22 protein-coding genes are annotated in these 22,119 nt (G+C 51.5%); 18 read left to right on the forward strand and 4 right to left on the reverse strand.

The features are described 5' to 3' along the window. The first annotated feature begins 26 nt into the window (after positions 1-26). The 7 genes from L6H65_RS16815 (at position 27) to L6H65_RS16845 (ending at position 8,187) form a co-directional block, all read left to right on the forward strand. Positions 27-506 (forward strand): hypothetical protein, encoded by a 480-nt coding sequence (locus tag L6H65_RS16815; protein WP_236343755.1) that lies wholly within the window; start codon positions 27-29, stop codon positions 504-506. A 15-nt stretch (positions 507-521) separates the two neighbouring features. Then, a complete protein-coding gene (locus tag L6H65_RS16820) occupies positions 522-1,682 on the forward strand; it encodes a transglutaminase domain-containing protein (RefSeq protein ID WP_236343756.1) in 1,161 nt (386 codons plus the stop codon). A 64-nt stretch (positions 1,683-1,746) separates the two neighbouring features. Next, complete coding sequence (locus tag L6H65_RS16825; RefSeq protein WP_236343757.1) at positions 1,747-3,783, forward strand: peptidoglycan D,D-transpeptidase FtsI family protein; 2,037 nt, start codon at positions 1,747-1,749, stop codon at positions 3,781-3,783. A gap of 743 nt (positions 3,784-4,526) precedes the next feature. After that, complete coding sequence (locus L6H65_RS16830; protein ID WP_290370441.1) at positions 4,527-5,483, forward strand: metal ABC transporter solute-binding protein, Zn/Mn family; 957 nt, start codon at positions 4,527-4,529, stop codon at positions 5,481-5,483. A gap of 82 nt (positions 5,484-5,565) precedes the next feature. Continuing rightward, positions 5,566-6,360, forward strand: coding sequence for a metal ABC transporter ATP-binding protein (locus L6H65_RS16835; RefSeq protein WP_236343758.1), 795 nt, complete (start codon positions 5,566-5,568; stop codon positions 6,358-6,360). Between the two features lie 4 nt (positions 6,361-6,364). After that, positions 6,365-7,306 (forward strand): metal ABC transporter permease, encoded by a 942-nt coding sequence (locus tag L6H65_RS16840; protein WP_236343759.1) that lies wholly within the window; start codon positions 6,365-6,367, stop codon positions 7,304-7,306. Next, the gene (locus L6H65_RS16845; RefSeq protein ID WP_236343760.1) at positions 7,303-8,187 is read left to right on the forward strand and encodes a metal ABC transporter permease; all 885 of its coding nucleotides are present in this window, start codon (positions 7,303-7,305) and stop codon (positions 8,185-8,187) included. The genes L6H65_RS16840 and L6H65_RS16845 overlap by 4 nt, the downstream gene beginning before the upstream one ends. Before the next feature lie 146 nt (positions 8,188-8,333). On the opposite strand, the gene L6H65_RS16850 is transcribed toward L6H65_RS16845, so the two are convergent. Further along, positions 8,334-8,612, reverse strand: coding sequence for a hypothetical protein (locus L6H65_RS16850; protein WP_236343761.1), 279 nt, complete (start codon positions 8,610-8,612; stop codon positions 8,334-8,336). Positions 8,613-8,888: 276 nt separating this feature from the next. On the opposite strand from L6H65_RS16850, the gene L6H65_RS16855 reads away from it, so the two are divergent. The 10 genes from L6H65_RS16855 to L6H65_RS16900 all read left to right on the forward strand — a co-directional run bounded on the left by L6H65_RS16855 (position 8,889) and on the right by L6H65_RS16900 (position 19,063). Beyond that, entirely contained in the window at positions 8,889-9,641 is a 753-nt protein-coding gene (locus L6H65_RS16855) for a Cof-type HAD-IIB family hydrolase (protein WP_236343762.1), read from the forward strand. Positions 9,642-9,648: 7 nt separating this feature from the next. Next, positions 9,649-10,128 (forward strand): DUF456 domain-containing protein, encoded by a 480-nt coding sequence (locus L6H65_RS16860; RefSeq protein WP_236343763.1) that lies wholly within the window; start codon positions 9,649-9,651, stop codon positions 10,126-10,128. 15 nt (positions 10,129-10,143) lie between these two features. Further along, positions 10,144-10,866: a ThuA domain-containing protein gene (locus L6H65_RS16865; protein WP_236343765.1), complete on the forward strand. Its 723-nt coding sequence runs from the start codon at positions 10,144-10,146 to the stop codon at positions 10,864-10,866. Positions 10,867-10,889: 23 nt separating this feature from the next. Further along, positions 10,890-12,554 carry a putative polysaccharide biosynthesis protein gene (locus L6H65_RS16870; RefSeq protein ID WP_236343767.1) on the forward strand — a complete coding sequence of 555 codons (1,665 nt, stop codon included), beginning with the start codon at positions 10,890-10,892 and terminating at the stop codon, positions 12,552-12,554. Positions 12,555-12,634: 80 nt separating this feature from the next. Continuing rightward, positions 12,635-14,203 carry a copper amine oxidase N-terminal domain-containing protein gene (locus L6H65_RS16875; protein WP_236343769.1) on the forward strand — a complete coding sequence of 523 codons (1,569 nt, stop codon included), beginning with the start codon at positions 12,635-12,637 and terminating at the stop codon, positions 14,201-14,203. Beyond that, positions 14,200-14,583 carry a thioredoxin family protein gene (locus tag L6H65_RS16880; protein WP_290370443.1) on the forward strand — a complete coding sequence of 128 codons (384 nt, stop codon included), beginning with the start codon at positions 14,200-14,202 and terminating at the stop codon, positions 14,581-14,583. The genes L6H65_RS16875 and L6H65_RS16880 overlap by 4 nt, the downstream gene beginning before the upstream one ends. A 147-nt stretch (positions 14,584-14,730) precedes the next feature. Continuing rightward, the gene (locus tag L6H65_RS16885) at positions 14,731-15,669 is read left to right on the forward strand and encodes a COX15/CtaA family protein (RefSeq protein ID WP_307728355.1); all 939 of its coding nucleotides are present in this window, start codon (positions 14,731-14,733) and stop codon (positions 15,667-15,669) included. Beyond that, positions 15,666-17,432 carry a UbiD family decarboxylase gene (locus tag L6H65_RS16890; protein WP_236343772.1) on the forward strand — a complete coding sequence of 589 codons (1,767 nt, stop codon included), beginning with the start codon at positions 15,666-15,668 and terminating at the stop codon, positions 17,430-17,432. The genes L6H65_RS16885 and L6H65_RS16890 overlap by 4 nt, the downstream gene beginning before the upstream one ends. 103 nt (positions 17,433-17,535) lie before the next feature. Further along, complete coding sequence (locus L6H65_RS16895) at positions 17,536-18,246, forward strand: Cthe_2314 family HEPN domain-containing protein (protein ID WP_236343773.1); 711 nt, start codon at positions 17,536-17,538, stop codon at positions 18,244-18,246. A 31-nt stretch (positions 18,247-18,277) separates the two neighbouring features. After that, complete coding sequence (locus tag L6H65_RS16900) at positions 18,278-19,063, forward strand: SDR family oxidoreductase (RefSeq protein ID WP_290370442.1); 786 nt, start codon at positions 18,278-18,280, stop codon at positions 19,061-19,063. 95 nt (positions 19,064-19,158) lie between these two features. Here the strand turns inward: L6H65_RS16900 and L6H65_RS16905 are convergent, their stop codons facing one another. Beyond that, positions 19,159-19,404, reverse strand: a complete 246-nt coding sequence (locus L6H65_RS16905) for a NifU family protein (RefSeq protein ID WP_090578360.1) — start codon at positions 19,402-19,404, stop codon at positions 19,159-19,161. Positions 19,405-19,486: 82 nt separating this feature from the next. Between L6H65_RS16905 and L6H65_RS16910 the strand changes: the two genes are divergently transcribed. Then, positions 19,487-19,759, forward strand: coding sequence for a YuzB family protein (locus tag L6H65_RS16910; RefSeq protein ID WP_236343774.1), 273 nt, complete (start codon positions 19,487-19,489; stop codon positions 19,757-19,759). Between the two features lie 32 nt (positions 19,760-19,791). Here L6H65_RS16910 and L6H65_RS16915 read toward each other — a convergent pair whose 3' ends face one another. Continuing rightward, positions 19,792-20,859 carry an NAD(P)/FAD-dependent oxidoreductase gene (locus L6H65_RS16915; RefSeq protein ID WP_236343775.1) on the reverse strand — a complete coding sequence of 356 codons (1,068 nt, stop codon included), beginning with the start codon at positions 20,857-20,859 and terminating at the stop codon, positions 19,792-19,794. Between the two features lie 84 nt (positions 20,860-20,943). Beyond that, positions 20,944-22,047 (reverse strand): aminofutalosine synthase MqnE, encoded by a 1,104-nt coding sequence (mqnE, locus tag L6H65_RS16920; protein WP_236343776.1) that lies wholly within the window; start codon positions 22,045-22,047, stop codon positions 20,944-20,946. Positions 22,048-22,119: the final 72 nt, after the last annotated feature.

Raw genomic sequence — 22,119 nt, forward strand, 5'->3', positions numbered from 1 at the left:
GAGCGTATAATGGGGGAGATAGAATAATGGGATTTGATTTTAATTATGATGCAGATACCTGGATTCAGTTTTTCAAAGACAATTGGTTCGTTCTTGTTATTGCACTTGTTGTATTGCTCATCGTGATCCGCGTTGTGAAGACGGTCGTCAGATGGCTCCTTATTCTGGCAATCGTTCTCGGTATTGTCGTGTACAGCGGCTATTCGCTGGAGGAGGTCAAGAACCTCGCTGCCAACGTTACCTTCGATGATGTGAAGGAACTGGGCGGCAAGATAGCGGACAGTGTCAAGCAAGAGGCGATTAATGCGATGGTCGGGGAAGCGAAGGAAGCGACCTATACGGCGAATGAGGACGGCACTTATACGATCAAATCCCGAAACCTGGAACTAATCGGCACGCCGGGAGCTAACGAGGTCAAGGTATCATTTCAGGGCGCTCCGCTTGGAACATGGGAAATAGATGCGACGATTCGAACATTGATTGAACAAGCGAAGAAGAATGGTTAATTAGGAGATGCTGCCATGAACACCTGGGTTCAAGCTTTATTGAAGCCGGAACCGGTTGCTCTTGTGGTGCTGCTCGTCTTGGTGGTATCGCTTATTCAAGGTCTGAGAAGAGGTGCGTCGGGATCAGCGAAGCGCCTTTTCTTTTTTATTTGGACTGCGGCAATGGTGACGGTCTCGCTGCTGCTGGCTGGAAACGGGGCGGCATTGCTGTCGCCATGGCTGAGACAATTTCTCGTTGCGCGGAATATTGTTGTACCGCGTGAGGAGCTTGGCGCATGGTCGCAGTTCTGGTATACATTGGTGACCAGCATTCGCGATTTCGAGCTGCTGCGCTTCAGCCTGCTGTTCCTGCTCGGTTATTTGCTGCTGCGCTTCGCGCTGGGGTTTCTGGAGCCGCTGGTTGCAATGGCGTTCGAGAGCTTGGGCGGCGGTCGCAGAAGTGAAGCGGAGCGATCAGAGACAATGTCCAAGGCAGCAAGCCGTACGACGGGGGCGGCTATTGGCGCACTGCTTGGCGCTGGTCGAGCTTTTGTTATTATTGCAGTACTGTTCGTCTATGTCTCGCTGCTGCCTGAAGGCCCGCTGACCGATTCCATTCGCGCGTCGAGCTTCTATAACAAGACGGCGGATGAGCTGCTTCAGCCTGTAGCTGGCGATGTGCTGGAACGAGGGCCGGTACTGACGCAAGCAGTCGAGGCGGAATTCCGCAAAGTGTTGCAGCGCAAGTACGAGGTAATCGATTCGGCTGTTCCGGCCAATATCGAGCAAGCGGCTCTTGCTGTTGTGAAGGATGCGGTTACGGCTGAGGAGAAGGCGCGAGCGCTGTATGACTGGCTCGGCTCACGCATAGCCTATGACTGGGACAAGGCTGACAATTATGAAGAGCAGGGCATCTGGAAGGAACAGACACCTGCGGAAACGTTCGATACGCGCAGGGGCGTATGTATAGATGTTGCCCGTCTCTATGCCGTTATGGCCCGTACAGTTGGGCTTGAAGTAAGAGTCGTGACAGGGCAGGGCGCAGACGGACGAGGCGGGTTCGGCCCGCATGCATGGAATGAGGTTCGTCTGGCGGATGCTGACGGGGGCTGGGTGCCGCTCGATGCGACATGGGCATCAACAGGCGATTGGTTCAATCCGCAAGGATTCGAGCGTACTCATATACGGGAGACGTAAACTTTTATAGACTTTCAATCGTTGAACTTTGTATAGATGCGATTTGCAGAATGGAGGCATGGCGGTGGGGGACGATCCGCAGAAGAGGGAAATAGTCAACAGACGGCATTTCTCATTCCGGTTGAATCTGTTTTTCTTTATTACATTTTTCTTGTTCAGTGTGCTAATCGTTCGACTGGCGATTCTGCAATTCGTAGAAGGGCCCACTCTCCGGGAGGAGGAGACGCGCACCTCCAGCAATCAAGTGCTTATACCTCCGATCCGTGGCAATATCTATGATTCCAGCGGAACGCAAATTGCGTACTCAACTTCAACACAAACGCTTTATTACACCATTGAACCGGGCTCCAAGATTGCGGATTCTGAAGCGATGGCCAAGCGGCTGCTGAAGGTGTTCGAGAGCTTGGGCAATCCGGCGGAAGCGTTGACGCTTGAACAAATTATTAAAAATATGGATTTAAAATATAGCCAAAATATCGTCTCGGTCCCACGGCGCATCAAGAGTGGACTGACGAACAAGGAAATCGCTTTTTTCCTGGAGAATCGCGATCAGTTTAAAGGGATCGACATTCTGGAGGAGAGCATCCGCCATTATAACCAGGATACAATTGCTGTTCAATTAGTCGGTTACTTGAAGAAATTTAAAGGGGTTAGCGACTCCTCCAAATACTACAAGGGTAAGGACAAGAAGGATGTAGTGCCGGATGCGCGAATGCGCTACCTGCAGCAGGAGGATGTCGGCTACGATGGCTTGGAGCGTATGTATCAGGAAGAGCTGCGCGGCAAGAACGGGGTTAAGAACTTTCCGATTAATTCCCAGGGCCGCATCATCGGTTTGCCGGAAATAACGAAACCTGAGAAGGGAAATAACCTGTACCTGACAATTAACCGCAATGTGCAGCTGAAGACGGAGCAAGCGATTATGGACCAGCTGCATTATCTCCAAACGACGTATACAAAGGACCGCCAGCCCAATGCCAAGATCGGCTTTGCAGTTGCTATGGAGGTCCATACAGGCAAGGTAATCGCAATGGCCAGTATGCCGGACTATGATCCGAATATTTGGGAAGGCGGCGGCATTGGTACGGAAGAATATGAAAAAATTGAAAATATGCTGCCAAACGGTACGATTTCTACGGTTAACGGGCCTTACAAAACAGCCAAGGAGCTGGGAAAGCATCCTTCCTCCATACTGCCACCGGGGTCAACGCTAAAGCCGCTGTCGGTGCTGATCGGATTGAATGAGAAGCTGTTCAGGACTACGGACCGATGGACAGACAATGGTAAATTCGAATACGGTAAAGAAGGTAGTGTGCATCGCAGAGCTATCAGAAATGCACAGGGCCATGTATACGGCTCGCTTGACCCAGCGCAAGCAATCGGAAAGTCCTCCAATCCTTGGATGGCCAAAATGATTGGGAATGCGCTCAATGAGCGTGACGGGAGTAAAGGCGTAGAGTTGTGGGACAGCTACATGAAGCAGTTCGGGCTGGGCGTTCTGACCGGCAGCGGCTTGCTTAATGAAAGCAAGGGTGTTATTGATTACTTCCATGAGATGGAGGTTGCGAGCTCGCAATCGGCGCTCATATTCGCTTCCTTCGGGCAGCAGGCCAAATACACAACGCTTCAGCTTGCGCAGTATACCGCGATGCTTGCCAATCGCGGCAAACGGATGAAGCCGCAGTTCGTGAATGAAATTCGCGATTCCGAGGGCAATGTCGTTAAGAAGTTTGAGCCGGAAGTGCTGAATACGATTGATATTCCAGACGCCTACTGGAAGGAAGTCGAGACTGGAATGTCATTGGTTAATGTAGATGCATTCAAGGATGCGCCCTATAAAGTGCTGCGCAAGACAGGAACATCGGAGCAGTCTGTAGCCGGAGGCGTGAAGAAGGATAATGCCGTATTTATCGCATACGCGCCTGCGGAGAACCCTGTTATCGCCGTCGCTGTCATCGTTCCCGAAGGCGGATTCGGGGGTAAAGGGGCAGCTCCTATCGCACGCAAAATCTTCGACGCGTATGACGAGGAGATCGGCTTGCATGGCACACCCAAGAAGTCATCGACTACAGTAGATAATAAAACAATCGCAACACAATAATGCAGAGTTGAAGGAAACGAACGAACGAAAAGAATGAACGGGATGATACCGTTCGTTAGACTGTTGAAAAAGTGATAATACGGTTCGTCAGTCAGACTGTTGAAAAAGGAAAACTCCTGCTGTTCCCTTGCGTGAGAAACGCTCTTAATTATGGGGAAAGCGCCGAAGAACTGACTTCAGCCATAGCTGTAAGAAGGGATTTCAGCGTTACAGCCCAGAAAAGTTGAGTATGGAGCGCTGTAAGCATGAGAAACCGTCTTACAGATGGCAAAGCGCCGAAGAACTGACTTCAGCCATAGCTGTAAGAAGGAATTTCCGCGTTACAGCCCAGAAAAGTTGAGCGTGGAGCGCTGTAAGCATGAGAAACCGTCTTACAGAGGAAGTAACCGTTGAAGAACCGACTTCCGGCTTCGTCCATAATGGTGTGAACTGGTAACTTGGTAATCGGGTATGTGCTTTACGGCTCATGCAGCACATCTGCTAATAATGTTCAATAGAGCGATCTCAACAAAAAGAACGAACGCGAATATGCCGTTCGTTCTTTTTGTTGTTGTCGTACAACCTCTAAAAAATAAATGTTGCACTAGAGAAACATTGTTGTATAATAGTAAAAAAGAGGCATAGAGTAAACTAATGTTCTCTTGGGCAAAACAAGCTTTATTTTGGGGAATATAGGCGTATCAACAAGGAAATGCAGCGATATGAACGGCAAATGAATAGGGAGAGAAAGAGGAGGAATTGGAATGCGGCTCAAAACAAACTCTGCAATTCGCCGCTGGATAATGGCTATGCTGTTTTTGACGGCAGCGATGCTGTTCGTGACAGCTTGCGGAAGCAATGGAGAGGACTTCAAATCAGGCGAGGGCAAGCTGAAAGTAACGACAACGATAGGCATGATCGCAGATGTGGTTAATAATATTGGAGGGGAGCACGTCGAGGCGATTGGTCTGATGGGGCCGGGCGTCGATCCTCACTTGTATAAAGCATCGCAAGGCGATATCAGGAAGCTGGATGAAGCGGATGTGATCTTCTACAACGGCCTTCATCTGGAAGGCAAGATGGCTGAAATGCTGGAGAAGGTTGGCAAGACGAAAACAACCGTTGCGGTGTCCAGCCAATTGGGTGAAACGGAGCTGCGGTCAGATCCATCGGGAGCAGGCGTACATGACCCGCATATCTGGTTTAATGTGCGCAACTGGATTTCCGCGGCGGAGGTCATCCGCGATACGCTCGTCGAGAAGGACCCGGCCAATGCGGAGAACTATAAGAAGAACGCTGCTGATTACTTGGCGAAGCTGGAAGAGCTGGATCATTATGCGAAGGAGCAGATCGCATCCATACCGGACGCAAGCAGGGTTCTTGTTACGGCCCATGATGCATTCGGATACTTCGGTGATGCTTACGGCATCAAGGTTATGGGGCTTCAGGGCATGAGCACAGCATCGGAATATGGGACCAAGGATGTTAGCAATCTGAGAAATTATTTGGTGGATAACAAAATCAAAGCTGTATTCGTGGAGTCCAGCGTGCCTAAGAAATCGATTGAAGCTGTAATCGAGGGAGCTAAGCAGATGGGACATGATGTCGCCATCGGCGGCGAGCTGTTCTCGGATGCTATGGGCAAGAGTGGAACAGTGGAAGGCACATATATCGGGATGGTCCGACATAATGTGGACACCATTGTACATGCTTTGAAATAGAATGAACCATACAACCCAGCAACTAGAATAGACCGTATAATCGAGCAGGATGTGTGACGGATGGAAACGGGGAGTGAGAACGATGTCGCGACAATTACAAGCAGCAGGAGTGCCGCTTCAAATAAACAGTCTTAGTGTCGCTTACCAGAAGAAGCCGGTACTGCGCAATGTTTCGTTAGAGGTGACAGAAGGGCAGCTTATCGGTATTATCGGACCCAATGGCGCAGGCAAATCAACGCTTATTAAAGCGGCGCTGGGTTTGATCCCTAAACTGGAGGGCAGCGTGCTCGTGTATGGCAAGCCCTATAATGAACAGCGGAAGCTGATTGGTTATGTGCCGCAGCGGGAGTCGGTGGACTGGGATTTTCCTACGAATGCGCTGGATGTTGTTATGATGGGCCGTTACGGCCGTCTTGGCTGGTTCCGCCGGCCGGGCGCCAAGGAGAAAGCGATCGCGATGGAATGCCTTGCCAAAGTCGGGATGGCAGAGCTTGCTGACAGGCAGATTAGCCAGCTGTCCGGCGGCCAGCAGCAGCGCGTCTTCCTGGCAAGAGCGCTTGCTCAGGATGCCAAGCTGTACTTTATGGATGAGCCGTTCGCTGGAGTGGATGCGGCGACGGAGAAAGCGATTATTATGCTCCTGCAGGAGCTGAAGGGTCAAGGGAAGACGGTTATCGTCGTTCATCATGACCTTGCAACGGTGAAGGAATATTTTGACTCCGTCATGCTTCTGAATATTGAGGTGCAGGCTTTCGGCAAGACCGAGGATGTGTTCACGCGTTCCAATCTGCAGCAAACCTACGGAGGGCGCTTTGCTTTCCTTGATCGCCAAGAGGATGAAGAGCTGACGCTTCTTTCTGGAAAAGGAAGAGGGTGAGGACATGCAGTCGCTATTGGATATGATGACGGATCCAAACTCGCAATGGATTTTGCTTGGCTGCGTACTGCTAGGTCTGTGCAGCGGAGTCATTGGCTGCTTCGCATACTTGCGCAAGCAGAGCCTGATGGGCGATACGCTGGCTCACTCCGCATTGCCGGGCATTTGTATTGCTTTTATGCTTACGGGTACGAAGTCGATCCTGCTCTTTCTTATCGGCGCAGGCATTTCCGGGCTGCTTGCAACGTTCGGCATTAGCTGGATTACCCGATATTCCCGTATTAAGTCTGATGCGGCAATGGGAATCGTCTTGTCCAGCTTCTTCGGACTTGGGATTGTGCTGCTGACGCAAATTCAACATAGCGATTATGGCAATCAGAGCGGACTTGATAAGTTTCTGTTCGGTCAGGCAGCCTCTATGATTGGCTCGGACGTGCAGACGATGCTCATCGTCTGTGCCTTTATCGTTATTGCTTGCACACTGCTGTTCAAAGAGTTCAAGCTGATATCGTTCGATCCCGGATTTGCCCGGGGGCTTGGATTTCCGGTAGGCGTACTGGAACAGCTTCTCATGTTCTTTATCGTGGTAGCCGTTGTTGTGGGCATTCAGGCAGTGGGCGTTGTTCTTGTAGCCGCCTTGCTGATTACCCCTGCGGTCTCGGCACGATATTGGACGGATCGTCTCGGTATTATGGTGGTGATGTCCGGCTTGTTCGGCGCACTTGCCGGTGTCGTGGGAACATGGCTTAGCTCTACAACAGCAAGTCTTCCAACTGGACCGATCAGTGTGCTGGCATCGACGTTACTATTCATTGTGTCGCTGCTGTTCGGACCGCGCCGAGGTCTGTTGGCCAAGCGGATCGTCCGTTCGCGCGCGCGTCAAACGCTGATGGAAGAGCAGAAGAGCAGGATGCGCGATTTGGTGAAGGAGGGGAGCTCGTTATGACGGATTTCTGGGTATTGCTGACGGGTGCGCTTGTCGCCAGCTGCTGCGCGATTCTGGGCTGCTTCCTCGTCCTTCGCCGGATGTCGATGATCGGAGACGCCATCAGCCACTCGGTACTGCCGGGTATCGTTATTGCCTTCATGATGAGCGGATCGAGAGATTCGTTCATCATGCTGCTGGGAGCTTCGGTGCTTGGACTTATAACTGTCTTTCTAATCCAGCTTTTTCAGCAGAGCGGCGTACAGGCCGATGCTTCAATCGGCGTTGTGTTCACAGCGCTGTTCGCAATCGGTGTCGTGCTGGTCAGCTTGAATCTGAAAAATGTCGATATCGATCTTGATTGCGTGCTGTACGGAGAAATTGCTCATGTACACTGGAATACATGGGAGATGTCCGGCATGGATATGGGGCCGAAGGCGGTATGGATGCTGGGCATTACTTTATTGATTATTATAGGGGTTATCAGCCTCTTCTATAAGCAATTCAAGCTGTGCGCCTTCGATCCGGCGCTTGCTGCGGCAATCGGCATTCCTGTCGCGCTGTTTCACTACCTGCTCATGGGTCTTGTATCGATGGCGACGGTCAGCTCATTCGAAAGCGTAGGCGCTATTCTCGTAGTCGGCATGCTGATCATTCCCGCATCGGCTGCATACTTGCTTACAGACCGTCTCGGAGCCATGATCTTCATCAGTGTCGCGATAGGAATTGCAAGTACTGGCATTGGGTACGGGGTATCGATTGTTCTGGATGCTTCTATCGCAGGATGCATGGTATGTGCGGCGGCCGTGCTGTTCATTCTAGCTTTTCTGCTGTCACCGTCCCATGGATTGGTTGCGCGCAAGCTGCGCCGCCGTACACTGAGCGGGAATACTGCAGTGTGACACTGTATATGCATGCAAAAAAGGCCTGATAGGGACTAAAGCAGCGCCCCCCTTAGAATAGACATTGGAAATCCGATGAATTCTAAGGGGGGGCGCTTTACTGACTGACCCTGCCAGGCCTTTTTTTTGTTTCATGCTTGATTGGATCAACGCTGAACAGCTATATGTTTATGCAGATATTCGGGATGTCGATCAAGAAGAGGCTGGGCATCCTTTAGAGCAGACACGGGCAGCTTCCCTTTGTTTACGTATTGAATGATTTTCTCCATCCGGATAAAATCTTGCTTGCTGATCGGTGCGTAAGCTAATAATGGCTTATTATGCTGCTTGGGCTCGACTTCGCCTTTGGTGGATTGAGCAACAACTGCGCTGCTGCCGACAGATAAGACGACAACGGCTGCGGCAATTATAAAGGGTTTTATCATTGGTTCACCTCCTCATCTATAGAGATGACGACATACTTCTTTGAAAAGTTCCAGTTATTTGCAGGAGAAATTCGTACACCAATTTACAACAAAAACTGCGCAAGATCGGATAGCCGTTCTAAGGATCTATTCTCTATAATGAAGTCATAGCTTTTCCATCTGCTGAGCCTGCTGGTGGCCTGCCGGTTTGGATTCCGCCGAAAATGTGCTACTATGTCGTTAGACGTTAGACAGCATATGAAACTGGCTTTGTTATGCAGCAGTGGGGAGGCTTTCATGAGTAACATCAAATTAGTGGCGCTTGATATGGATGGAACGCTTCTTAATGAACAAAGTGAGATTAGCAGTGAGAACGCGCACTGGATCAGTAAGGCGATCGACGCAGGTGTTCTCGTCTGCTTCGCAACAGGGCGCGGATTTCAAAGCGCACTTCCTTATGCGGAGCAATTACAGCTCGATACGCCGATGATTACGGTCAATGGAGGCGAGATATGGCGTCGCCCGCATGTTCTGCATAAGCGCTCGCTTATGCCGGCGAGCTATATTAAGCGGCTCCATGAGGTTGCGCTCCGCAATGAGGAATGCTGGTTCTGGGCTTACTCGGTTGAAGACATCTACAACAAAGAGAAATGGATCAAGCCAGCAGGCGGCTATGACGATCATCATTGGCTCAAATTCGGTTATTACACGGAGGATGACGTCATGCGCGAGCGTATTCTGGAGGAGGTGTCGGGCTGGGGCGGCATGGAAATTACTAACTCGTCACCTTGGAATTTGGAATTGAATCCCGAGGGCGTGTCCAAGGCAACCGCGCTTCGCGAGCTGTGCAAGGTGCTCGGTCTGGACATGTCGCAGGTGGCAGCGATGGGTGACAGCATGAACGACATTGCGATGATCCGGGAAGCCGGCGTTGGCGTTGCCATGGGCAATGCTCAGGATGCGGTCAAAGCGGCAGCGGATGCTGTTGCGGTGACGAATAACGAACATGCTGTTGCACAGCTGATTCGGGATTATGTCCTGAAGGGGTGATAGTGTTATGGAAATAGTCGGTTGGATCATTACGATTCTGTTGTTTGTTGTCGGGATGGCCGGGGCGGTATTCCCGATTCTGCCGGGAGCGCTCGCAATTTATGCCGCATTCTTCGTATACGGCTTCTTTATCTCGTGGGAGCCGTTCGGATTCTGGTTCTGGTCGATTCAGACAATTATCGTCGTTGTGCTATTCGTCGCAGATTATGCGGTAAACGCGTGGGGCGTCAAGAAGTTCGGCGGCTCCAAGGCTTCTGTATGGGGAAGTACAATCGGCATTATTATCGGTCCATTCGTTATTCCCGCATTTGGCCTTATTCTTGGACCGCTGCTTGGCGCGATAATCGGTGAGATGAGTGCAGGCTCGGATTTGAAAAAGTCGTTTATGGTTGGCTTGGGAGCGCTTGTCGGATTATTTTCCAGTATGGTTGTGAAGTTTATTCTGCAATTGGGTATGATTGTTTTATTCATCATATGGATTCTATAGGAGGCGGAAGCGAGTATGATTAAAGTTACAGTGTGGAATGAGTTCAAGCATGAGATTAACAATGAGGTTGTACGCAAGGTGTATCCGGACGGCATACATAAGGCAATTGCTGACGGTATCGGAACGGAGAACTTCGAGGTTCGCACCGCCACGCTGGAGGAGCCTGAGCACGGCTTGACGGAGGAAGTTCTGAACAACACCGATGTGCTGCTCTGGTGGGGCCATATGGCGCATGATCAGGTTGACGACGCCATCGTTGAGCGTGTGAAGCAGCGCGTATGGAACGGCATGGGGCTGATCGTCCTTCACTCTGGCCATTTCTCCAAAATATTCAAGACACTCATGGGCACAGGCTGTGATCTGAAATGGCGCGAAGCCGGCGAAAAGGAGCGCATCTGGGTCGTTAATCCGGCGCATCCGATCGCGGCTGGACTGCCTGAGCAGTTTACAATTGAGAGTGAAGAGATGTACGGCGAGCACTTCGATATTCCGGCTCCCGACGAGCTGATCTTCGTCAGCTGGTTTGAAGGCGGCGAAGTATTCCGCAGCGGCTGTACGTTCAATCGCGGCCAAGGCAAAATCTTCTACTTCCGCCCAGGTCATGAGACTTACCCGACTTATTACAACGCCAATGTGCTGCAAGTGATCAAGAACGGCATCCGCTGGGCGGCGCCAAGCGGTGCGGCTGCTCCAATCCGCGGCAATCATGAGCCGCTGGAACCCATCAAGGCGAAATAAACAAGGTAAGGCGGATGTTGAGCGTGGTAAAAAAAGATTCACTGATTAAAGGAACAATTATTCTTGCGGCAGCAGCGCTGGTAGCCCGTTTTCTAGGGCTCTTCCAGCGCATTCCGCTGGATTATATGATGGACAAGGAAGGCGGCATCTATTTTGGTGCCGCCAATAATATTTACTTGCTCTTATTGATTATTGCTACGGGCGGAATCCCGAGCGCGATAAGCAGAATGATATCGGAACGTTACGCCATAGGCAGGCCGGGTGAGGCGCAGCGGATTTATCGGGCGGCGTTATGGTTCGGTGCAGCAGCAGGTGTCGTAATTGCTACCCTGATGTTCGTGCTGGCGCCGCAAATTGCATACATTATGGACGTGCCGGATGCGTCGACCTCCATTCGGGCGATTGCGCCTGCGCTGCTTCTCTTCCCTGTCATCGCCATGATGAGAGGCTACTTTCAAGGCCGTCAAATGATGATGGCTGGCGGCATTTCTCAGATTGTTGAGCAGGTAGCGCGCGTGCTTGTCGCAGTCGGACTTGCGCTGCTTGTGCTCACATGGGGATGGGGAGACCGCTGGATCGCCGCAGCTGCAACGTTCGGCAGTGTGTTTGGCAGCATCGGCGCATTTGCCGTGATGCTGCTGTATGCCCGCAGGCTTCGTCGTATGGATGCGAAGGATGCGAAGACTGGGCTGGCTGCGGGGAAGCAAGCTTCTGCGAGAATTCAAGCCCCGCAAGAGAAGCTGCCTTATCGGTCCATTTACAAGGAAATGTTCTCGATTTCTATTCCGATTGTAATCGCAGCGATGACGGTTCAATTTATGTACAATTTCGATACGAGCTTGTTTCTTCGGTTGACGAGCGGCTTTTATACGAGCTATGATGCGGCCAAGCAGGCTTACGATTGGCTTGGGATGAGAGCGCAGGCGTTGGCAGGCATTCCGCCCATTCTGGCGATTGCGCTCAGTACGTCGATAATTCCCGTCATTACGTCGGCCTATGCGGCCCGTAATGTGAAGGAGGTTCAGCGGCAAACGGCGCTCGTCATGCGAATCGTCGTCTTCACAGGCGTACCGGCAGCGCTGGCGCTAACTGTTGCGGCTGTTTCAGTGACAGGACTTATTTTTGACGGTGCAGGCGGCAGCGGCGTGGTCGCCGCGCTTACAGTGGGCACAATCTTTCAAATTACGATGATGACGAGCAGCTCGGTTCTCTTCGGCCTTGGCAAGACGCGAGTTCCGATGAAGAGTACGATTATTGGGCTAGTCATCAAGGTACTCCTAAGCTTGGCGCTTGCGCCGTTCATGGGTGTGTATGGTCTTATACTAGCTTCAACGCTATGCTTCATTACGATTGCATCGCTTAATTTAAGAGTGATTAAGAAAGAGGTCGCGTTCTCCGTGCTGGGCACGCGCTGGATCGGCTATTTGCTGACAATTGCAATCTCGGCTGGCGCAGGCTGGGCGACAGATATGGCATGCAGAAGCCTGATGGACGCTTTGCCAGGGAAAGCGATGTACTTTCTCTCGGCAGCTGCTACAGGCATCGTTTCACTTGGTTTATATGTCCTGCTTCTTGTTCTGCTGCGTGTCGTTACAGCTGAGGATGCCCGTCAGTTTCCAGGGCCGCTGCGCAAGCTGCTAAGCCCGATAATCCGCATAGCGGCGCGTTCTAACGCCAATTCGCAATGATTCTTCCTTCTTCCAATAATCCCCTGCCCATGGTAGAATAGACCTTAGTCTTTTTACCCATGGAGAGGGGATTTTTAGTTATGAGATTATGGAATTGGAGCAGGAAAACGATAGGGGCGGCGCTGCTTGCAATCGTGCTGATCGTGGTGGCAGGCTGTCAAGCGGTGGGCGGACTTGATTTCAATACCATGCTCAAGAACACGTTGAAGGTAACTGCATACGAAGGCAGCGAAACGATAGAGATCAAGCTGACGCCATCGGTTATGAATGAGGGCATGAATGCCATGCTGGGCGAAGAGACGGCCAAGCTGATGGAGCTGTTTGCTCATTTCAAGCTTCAGCTTGATCATGTGAAGATTGCGGATGAGCAGAATATGTCCATGGACGGCAGTCTGGATTTTAGCGGCAAGATGGTCGGCTTCTCGGTGAAGATGAATGATAAGCTTATGGTCATTGAGATCGACGGCGCAAGCAAGCCGTTCGTGTTCGATCTCGAAGAGCCCGTGGAAGAAGGGGAGGAGGAGCTCTCTGAAGAGGAAGCGCTGAGCGAGGAGAGTCTGCTTGAGACCAGCAATAAAATGCTGGAGCTTGTTGGAGGGTTCGCGATTGACAATCTGCCTAATCCTACGAATCTGACGGTTGCGCCTGCTCAAGAGAGTGTTGGCGGTGAATCGGTGAACGGCTTCAAGGTGCATGCTGAATTAAAGGGCAAAGAAATGTGGACCTGGACCAAGTCCTACATAGACGCATTGGCTAACAATAAGGAAGGTCTGCGCGAGATGCTTGGCGAGCTGATGGATCTGCTGTACAGCCAGTCCGAGCTGATGGAATCGGCAGGCGGGGAGAGTATCTTCGGTTCGATATCAGAGGCTGATGAGAAGTCGGATGAGATTGATGAGGCCGTTGATCTCTATATGACGATGCTGACGGATTATAAAGCCGAGCTGGAGAGAACGGAGAAGGAAGAGCCGGAAATGCTGGAGGAGCTGTTCAATGACGGCACGTATGTGAAGGCAGATCTTCTGGTGGACAGCAAGCTGGATATTCGCAAGTTAGATCTGGAATTTAATTTCCAGTCCCGGCTTAATGAGGAAGACGGAGGATTCGGATTCGATAATATCTGGATCAAAATATCGCGAGAACAATGGAATGTGAATGGCAAGGTTGCTCCTGAGGCGCCGAATGCCGCTGACGATGCGATCTCGATGGAAGATTTGTTCAGGATGGAAGGATATCAACTGCTCAGCAATTTCAGCAAGGGCTCGGATACGTACAATCTGCTCCGCAACGATCTGCATATTACGAGACAATCGGTATATACGGATTGGATTCTGACACCTGCAGGTGTGACGATCGTATCGCTTCGTGATACGGTTAACGATCTTGGAGCGACTTTGACGAAGGATGCGGCTACTGGTACGATTAAGATCAATGATGAGGCTACGAATACGACAATTCATCTTAAGACGGGCAGCAATATAGCAACCGTTAACGGGAAGAAGCTGACATGGGCGTTTCCTGCGACTGTTGTGAGCGGCACAACGTATGTCGCGGGTAAAGATTTGGCCAAAGCATTGGGCGGTACGACGAGGTGGGAAGAGTACGATGGTGAAGAAAGAGGGTTTTTCCTCATCGAACGCGAACTATAGGCGCCCCTGCGGCGCAATTAAGGAGAGTAGTCCAGATGAGAAAGATAACGACAGACGAAGCGTTCAGAGATGCAGTTGGCGCTGACGGGATTACGGTAGTTGTGTTCAAGACAACCTGGTGCAAGGATTGTCATTACATTGAGCCATTCATGCCGGAGGTTCAGACGAAATATGCGGGCAGAATCGAATTTGCCCAGATTGATCGCGATGATCTGCCGGACCTGTGCAGTGAGCTTAATATTCTTGGCATTCCAAGCTTCATTGCATTCCGGAATGGCAAGGAGCTTATACGTTTTGTGAGCAAGCTGCGCAAAACGCGCGAGGAGATCGAGCAATTTCTGGATCGTGCAATTGAGGTTGCCGAAGCGATGGGCAGCTAATGCAGCAGGAATGAATACGTCCGCAGGGAATCGGGAATCCGGATTCTTGCGGACGTTATTTGTTTGCGGTGCGGACGTTCACATTTTGAACATGGAATTTGTCGTTTTAGTTCGATATAATGGAAGTTGATTCTTTTCGGAAGTAAGGTGATTGCTTTGGTTTCCAGCCGGTATCGCAGTCTCGCCGCGGCGACTTGTATTGGAATGCTCATTGTGCTGCTGGCAGGCGCACTCGTAACGAATACCGATTCCGGTCTTGGTTGCGGTGATGATTGGCCGCTCTGTCATGGTAAATTTATTCCCGCTTATACAGTGGAATCTCTAATTGAATATTCGCATCGGCTTGTAAGTGGTATTGTTGGACTGCTTGTGCTGGCTATTTTCATTATGACGCTTGTACGCCATCGGACAAGCCGCGAGGCCGTGTTCTACGCCAGCAGCGCGGGCTTCTTCACTGTCCTGCAAGCGCTGCTGGGAGCGGCTGCGGTGAAGTGGCCGCAATCTCCATCGGTTATGGCGCTTCACTTCGGCTTCTCTATTATGGCCTTTGCAAGCACACTGCTGCTGCTGCTGTGGGCGAACAGGATGAAGCGAGGCAGCGGTATTAGCAGACCTGCTGTTGGCGTCCCGCGCTCTGTAATGATTTTCTCGCTGTCTATACTGATCTACAGCTATTTCGTCATTTATTTGGGCGCCTTTATCCGCCATACGGAATCGGCCGGAGGTTGCCTTGGCTGGCCGCTATGCAATGGTGAGGTTATTCCTGAATGGGAGGGCGCTACCCGTATCGTGTTCATTCATCGTCTGGGTGCGATGGTTATTTTCATTCTTATCGGCTGGCTGGCACTGCATGTCAATCGTGTCTGCAAGACGAACCGCGGACTTCGACTGTCGGCCACAATCGCTTTTGTGCTTGTGTTATGTCAGGTGCTGAGCGGGGCGTGGCTGACTGCAACGATTGAGAATGAAGATTGGTTTCTATTTACAAGCATGTTTCACAATATCATTATATCCGGCTTGTTCGGCGTTCTTGCCGATCTGACGATTCGATCATGGAAATGGCGTGAAGGGCGGGAGAAGGAATGAGCTTAACAGATCTGAGGGCAATGATAGAGGTGCTGCGCCGTGAAGGGGATCTGGCGGTTATTGATGCGCAGGTTGACCCTTATCTCGAAATTGCAGAAATTCATCGGCGCGTTATCGAAGAGGAAGGGAAGGCGCTGCTGTTCACCAATGTGAAGGGCAGTCCTTTTCCTGTTGTGACGAATTTGTTCGGTACGAACCGCCGGGTTGATCTGGCCTTCGGACCGCGTCCGGAAGCGTTGATGAAGCAAATTATCGGCGCTGTTGACCGGATTATGCCGCCAACGCCCAAGGCAATATGGGGGGAGCGGACACTCGCCTGGGATATGCTAAAGGTAGGATTGAAGGGGGTTGCGCCTGCTTCGGCCCCGATCCTTGAGGTGTATAAGAAGGAGCGGCCTTTGGCAGGGCTTCCTGCACTGACGAGCTGGCAGCTTGACGGCGGTCCGTTCGTGACGCTGCCACTGGTCTACACGGAGCATCCCGAGCATCGCAAGAAGCATAATCTGGGCATGTATCGGATGCAAATATTCGATGATTCAACGACAGGCATGCACTGGCAAATACATAAAGGCGGCGGCTTCCATTACTATGAGGCGGAGAAGCGCAATGAAGCGCTGCCTGTCTCTGTCTTTCTTGGCGGACCGCCTGCACTGATCGCAGCGGCGATTGCTCCAGTGCCGGAGCATTTGCCGGAGTTAATGCTGGCATCGCTCATTATCGGAGGCAAGCTGCCGGTTGTACAGGACCCGCACAGCAGCCACAGAATTCCGGCGCAAGCGGAATTTGTAATTAGCGGCTCTGTGCCGCCGCATGTTCGGCGTCCGGAGGGTCCGTTCGGCGATCACTTCGGCTATTATTCGTTGACGCATGACTTCCCTGTGTTCAATGTCAGCCATATGTGGCATCGGAAGGACGCGATCTATCCGGCGACGATTGTCGGCAAGCCTCGCCAGGAGGATTACTATTTGGGCGAGTTTCTGCAGCGGCTTCTATCTCCTGCATTCCCGATGGCTATGCCTGGAGTGAAGGATCTATGGGCTTATGCGGAAACAGGTGTTCACGCGCTTGCCGCAGCAATCGTGCGGGAGAGCTATTCCAGAGAAGCGCTGGCGACTGCCTTCCGCATCCTTGGTGAAGGACAGCTTACGCTGACTAAATTTCTGATGATCACGGATCAGCCGCTTGATCTGGCGAAATTCGATGTTCTTCTGGAGCGGATTCTGGAACGGTTCAAGCCGGAGACGGACCTGTATGTGTTCGATAAGACCTCGCATGATACGCTCGATTATACGAGCGGCAAGCTGAATCATGGCAGCAAGGCGGTAATGCTCGGCGTTGGCGAGCCTGTACGCGAGCTGCCAGGCCAATATGACGAAGGACCGATTGATGAGATCAATGGCATTGAGGTCTACTGCCGCGGCTGTCTCGTCGTCTCAGGGGCGGCTTACGAGCAGGAGCCAGAGCTTGCGCAGCGTCTGCTGGCAAGGCTGCAGGCGAACAGCACACGCTGGCCGCTCGTTATGCTGGTGGATGACGCTTCAATCGCCAGAGCGCAGACGCCGTTCCTCTGGACGGTGTTCACACGCTTTAATCCAGCGGATGATATCTATGCAGGGATGATCGTCAATCGTCATCATATCGGCTATGAGCTGCCGATCGTCATTGATGCCCGGATGAAGCCGGGATATCCGGATGAGGTTGTGGCGAGGGATGATATTGTGGAGCTTGTGGACCGCAGATGGAATGAATATTTCCGTACTTGAATATAACGGTTGTGCCTGAAGATAACACTATCATAGCTGAGCTGACAGTCGCCCGGACAGATTCGGGCGCCGAGCTGCCAGCGCAGGAGGATTAGAATCGACGATGCTGCGAATGCTCTTCGGCGAACCGCCGCGAATATCGGAAGGCAGACTTCTACAATCAATGCAGGCAATGGAGCGGTTTGTCGAGATGCTTCGCAAGCAAATTGCCAATGAACGTGATCAGGATTCCAGATTGCGCAAGTATGAGATATGGACGCTGGGATTGCTGTCGTCTCTTAATGAGCTGGAGCAAAGCCAGTACGCCGCGAATCAGTATGCGGCACGGGTGAAGTCACAGCTGCTGCTTGCGATGTCGCAGGAAGAGCGGGTCTTCTATCAAAGGTATGTGTATTACGACAAGAACGCCTTCATCCGTCTGTTCGCTCTGCTTGATAAGCTGGGTACGCTTATGAACGATTTTCTTGGCCTGCAGACAGAGCGGATCAAGCCGCATTTCTCCTATTTCACTGTTCTTCGAACGATGCGTGTGCGTCATGTTCACATTGAATTGATGGTGGCATTGAACAATTTGAAGGAGAGCAACAAGGATGTGCTCGCTCGTCTGCGAAAGAGGCGCAACACGGAGATTCATTATATGAATTCTGAGCTGCAGGACGATCTGAAGCAAATCTATGAGACTCACAATGGCAATCCGCGATTGGAAAATTTGCAGAAGCAATGCGATGACCTTGCCGAGGGTGTAGATATGGTATTGGAGACGCTTCGCTTAACCTTCAATCATGCCTGCTCGCAGCTGCGGAAACGCAAGTAATCGGAATCGTCTTCCTTGAGGAGGGACGCTCGTGAAGCTTCAGGGCAGGACAGCCTTAATAACTGGCAGCGCCAAGGGACTAGGCAAAATGACAGCGCTAGTGCTTGCTGGGATGGGCTGCGATATTGTAATCAACTACGTCACCAGCGAGCTGGAAGCCAGGGAGCTGGCGGTGAGAATCCAGCAGTTGGGCGTAAGAGCGACTGCTATAAGAGCAGACATTGCCAATCAAACCGATGTGGAGCGTCTTGCGCGAGAGGCAGAACGCTGGTCCGCGACGGGCGGAGTGGATATTCTAATCAACAATGCGGGCCCGTTCATCCGGGAGCGGAGATCCTTCGCAGATTATAGTGTGGAGGATATTATCGGTCTTGTGAATGGCAACCTGCTGGGCGTTATGCTGCTGGATCATAAGCTTCTGCCAAGCATGCGGGAGAAGAAGTGGGGACGAATTATCCACTTCGGCTTCGGACATGCTGGAGAGGGCCGTGCTTGGCCGCATCGCGCTGTATATGCAACAGCGAAGACCGGACTTGTGTCTTTTACGAAATCACTGGCTGTCGAGGAAGCAGGCAATGGCATTACGGTGCATATGGTATGCCCCGGTGATATACGCGGCGCGAACAAGGAGCGGACAATTGCTGATGTCATCGGTGAGCTGGATGTGGAGTCACCTCGCGTTCGCCCAGGCAGTGGAGAGGATATCGCAAGGGTGATCTCCTTCCTGTGTCTGCCGCAGTCTGACTACTTAACAGGGAATATCATTGATGTGACCGGCGGCTTTGATCCCATTAAAAACACGATTCGAGAGCCGTGATTGGCACAGAAAAAAGAGTCTTACCGGCATCAGTGCGACAAGCGCTGATCCGTCGGCAAGACTCTTATTGTTGTTGTAGGGCGGTTTCTGCGTGCCTAGAACACTTGCATAACCTCTTGTACGCCTTCGACTTCTTCAAGCAACGCGCGCTCGATTCCTGCCTTAAGCGTAATTGTCGAGCTCGGGCAACTGCCGCAAGCGCCAACCAAACGCAGCTTAACGATGCCGTCCTCTACATCAACGAGCTCAACGTCGCCGCCATCGCGTTGCAGGAACGGACGGAGCTTGTCAAGAACGTCTAATACTTCATCGTACATGGTGCTTTGTGCATTTTCACTCATTGCAATCAACTCCTTTCTCCCCTATTATAGTACAAAGTGAACGAATTGAAAATGGATATCATATAAAGCAGGGTGAAAATACATGTTAAAGCCGATCATTGAATTCTGTGCCAGCAATATGCATCACGGGACAGGACGTATTATGAAACAACTGGAGGACAATCCCGAGCTGGATGTCATCGAATACGGCTGTCTGGGCAACTGCGGCGAATGCTATCTGTTCCCCTTCGGACTGGTCAACGGCGAGATTGTCGCTGCAGAGACGGCAGAGGAGCTGTTATTACGCATTATGGAGGCTGTCGAATCGCAGCGAGCCGAGCGTGAAGCGCTCGACCGCCTGATCGACGATATGTAGCAGATTAGGCGGCCGAGCACCACTGTAAGCATTTAGCCGAAATGATGCTTCGACATCCACAGTACGCCGCTCTTGAGCACACGCGGCACGCGGCCTTTGATGGACCGTTGTCCCATTAAGCCAAAGCCGGCCTTCTTGCCGAGCGAACCTAGAACGCCCTTGAGCTTGATTTGTGAAAGCCGGGGCGTTTTGCCATTCCATACGGCTTGCATCACTTCAGCTACCTGCTTGCCCTGTGCTTCTGCGGCCTGAGCGCTAGGTGAGAACGGCAGAGAAGAGCAATCGCCGATAACGAAAACATCTGTATGCTCGGGCAGCTGATGGAACTCATTGACGATAAGCCGTCCCTGATTGTCCTTGGGAAGCTTCATCCGCTGCACGATTGGAACAGGCTGTATGCCAGCCGTCCATACCGTAACATCTGTTGCAAGCGTCACCGGATTATTGGTGTCATGCAGAGCGCCCTCCTCCAGCTTGAATAACGATACGTTGCCTCTCATCTCGACTTCATGCTCCAGAAACCATGACGATACATATTGCTGCAGCTTGTCGGGAAATGCGGAGAGTATAGACGGACCGCGATCGAGAATGCGAATATTAAGGTCTGGCCTGCTTTCTCGAAGCTCTGAAGCAACCTCAACGCCGCTTAGACCGCCGCCGACGATCGTCACCTGCCCGTAAGCTTTGACATCATTGACAGCCAGATAGGTTTTGCGCGTTGACGACAACGTCTGAATGCTGTTGGAATACAGCTCTGCGCCTTCGATGCCGTGATACTTGTCCGTACAGCCAAGCGCCACAACGAGCCAATCATATTCAAGCGGCTCCTGTCCGGCGAGCATAATATGCTTGGCGGACAGGTTGATGTCTGTTACTTCTCCGTAAGTAATGATCAATCGCGGATCGTAAGGGAAATTGACACGCAAATCGATGTCTGCAGAGGTTCCTGCAACTAGCGAGTAATATTCTGTCTTCAAGCCCTGATGGGGCATTCTGTCGATAAGCACAATCACTGTATCATCGGGAAGCTCGCCCTCTAGCAGTTCATGTGCTACAGTAAGGCCGCCGTAGCCGCCGCCAAGAATTACAAACCGTTTCATGGCATCCCAACCTTCTGATTTGTACGTCGTATATTGTAGACATCAGCCAAGCCGTAGTATGTTCTGATGCCCGGGTGCAGCGTACTATTCGTAAATTTTCACTTCGTTGTAGAAGGTGTCGCGCTCTACGGGGATACGCCCAGCGCCTTTGACAAGCCAGATCAGATCCTCGCGCGTAATCCCTTCCGGTGTAAGCGCCCCGGCAGCGTGGCTGATCCGTTCCTTGACGATCGTGCCATGAACATCGGATGCGCCCATCGTGAGCGACACTTGTGTTAGCTGTGTGCCGATATTGATAAAGTATGCCTTAATATGCTGGAAATTATCGAGCATCAGTCTGCTTATCGCAATGGTTTTCAAATCCTCGAATGCCGAGTTGCGGCGGCGAATCCCAGCTTTTGGACTGATCGGCTGCATAGACAGCGGGATGAATACAAGAAATCCGTTCGTTTCGTCTTGCAGCTCGCGGATTTGCAGCATATGATTTATGCGATCCGCATGCTTCTCGACCGATCCGTAAAGCATTGTCGTATGCGTCTTCAAGCCAAGACTGTGAGCAGTACGATGCACATCGAGATATTGTGACACATCGGCTTTGTCAACACGCATTTTCTTGCGATATTCATCGGATAGAATTTCCGCCCCACCGCCGGTCAAGCTCTTTAGGCCGGCCTTGATGAGCTCTTGAAGGACTTCTCGATAGCTGAGTCCGCTAATGCGGGAGAAGAAGTCGATTTCTGCTGCGGTGTAGGCTTTAAGCGTCACTTCAGGGTAACGCTCATGTAATGCTTTTAACGAATCGACATAATATTGAAACGGGACATGGGGATTATGACCGCCGACGATATGGAATTCTCTTACACCAGGATGGATGTGCTGATCGACATAAGCAATCATTTCCTCTCCGGACAGCGTGTAGGAGCCTTCCTCGCCCTCGTCCTTCCTGAAATTGCAGAAGGCGCAGCGCGCTTCGCATACGTTCGTAAAGTACAGGCTCATGTTCTCGATAAAATAAACCTTGTGGCCATTCTTGCGCAGGTTAGCTTCATTGGCCATTCTGCCAATGGAGAGCAGGTCGTCAGAGCGGTAGAGAAACTCCCCGTCCTCCCTTGAAAGTCTCTGGCCGTGATGGACTTTCTCCATAATCTCCTGCATTTGTTTGTCTTCTGTCTGAATAATTACGTTCATGAGGATTTCCTCCTAATCCGCCGGGCGCCGACTGGGTCCGAAAGTTAATAAATAAGGTATAAGCACACTCGG

The sequence above is a fragment of the Paenibacillus plantiphilus genome (genome assembly GCF_927798095.1).
In the GTDB taxonomy this organism is placed as follows: Bacteria; Bacillota; Bacilli; order Paenibacillales; family Paenibacillaceae; genus Paenibacillus_Z; species Paenibacillus_Z plantiphilus.

Excerpts from the sequence above, each read along its gene's own strand:
- L6H65_RS16840 (WP_236343759.1), top strand. The coding sequence starts at position 6,365 with ATGCAGTCGCTATTGGATATGATGACGGATCCAAACTCGCAATGGATT.
- L6H65_RS16850 (WP_236343761.1), bottom strand. The coding sequence starts at position 8,612 with ATGATAAAACCCTTTATAATTGCCGCAGCCGTTGTCGTCTTATCTGTC.
- L6H65_RS16890 (WP_236343772.1), top strand. The coding sequence starts at position 15,666 with ATGAGCTTAACAGATCTGAGGGCAATGATAGAGGTGCTGCGCCGTGAA.
- L6H65_RS16915 (WP_236343775.1), bottom strand. The coding sequence starts at position 20,859 with ATGAAACGGTTTGTAATTCTTGGCGGCGGCTACGGCGGCCTTACTGTA.
- L6H65_RS16835 (WP_236343758.1), top strand. The coding sequence starts at position 5,566 with ATGTCGCGACAATTACAAGCAGCAGGAGTGCCGCTTCAAATAAACAGT.
- L6H65_RS16905 (WP_090578360.1), bottom strand. The coding sequence starts at position 19,404 with ATGAGTGAAAATGCACAAAGCACCATGTACGATGAAGTATTAGACGTT.
- L6H65_RS16820 (WP_236343756.1), top strand. The coding sequence starts at position 522 with ATGAACACCTGGGTTCAAGCTTTATTGAAGCCGGAACCGGTTGCTCTT.
- mqnE (WP_236343776.1), bottom strand. The coding sequence starts at position 22,047 with ATGAACGTAATTATTCAGACAGAAGACAAACAAATGCAGGAGATTATG.
- L6H65_RS16855 (WP_236343762.1), top strand. The coding sequence starts at position 8,889 with ATGAGTAACATCAAATTAGTGGCGCTTGATATGGATGGAACGCTTCTT.
- L6H65_RS16865 (WP_236343765.1), top strand. The coding sequence starts at position 10,144 with ATGATTAAAGTTACAGTGTGGAATGAGTTCAAGCATGAGATTAACAAT.
- L6H65_RS16875 (WP_236343769.1), top strand. The coding sequence starts at position 12,635 with ATGAGATTATGGAATTGGAGCAGGAAAACGATAGGGGCGGCGCTGCTT.
- L6H65_RS16845 (WP_236343760.1), top strand. The coding sequence starts at position 7,303 with ATGACGGATTTCTGGGTATTGCTGACGGGTGCGCTTGTCGCCAGCTGC.
- L6H65_RS16815 (WP_236343755.1), top strand. The coding sequence starts at position 27 with ATGGGATTTGATTTTAATTATGATGCAGATACCTGGATTCAGTTTTTC.
- L6H65_RS16910 (WP_236343774.1), top strand. The coding sequence starts at position 19,487 with ATGTTAAAGCCGATCATTGAATTCTGTGCCAGCAATATGCATCACGGG.
- L6H65_RS16895 (WP_236343773.1), top strand. The coding sequence starts at position 17,536 with ATGCTGCGAATGCTCTTCGGCGAACCGCCGCGAATATCGGAAGGCAGA.
- L6H65_RS16860 (WP_236343763.1), top strand. The coding sequence starts at position 9,649 with ATGGAAATAGTCGGTTGGATCATTACGATTCTGTTGTTTGTTGTCGGG.
- L6H65_RS16830 (WP_290370441.1), top strand. The coding sequence starts at position 4,527 with ATGCGGCTCAAAACAAACTCTGCAATTCGCCGCTGGATAATGGCTATG.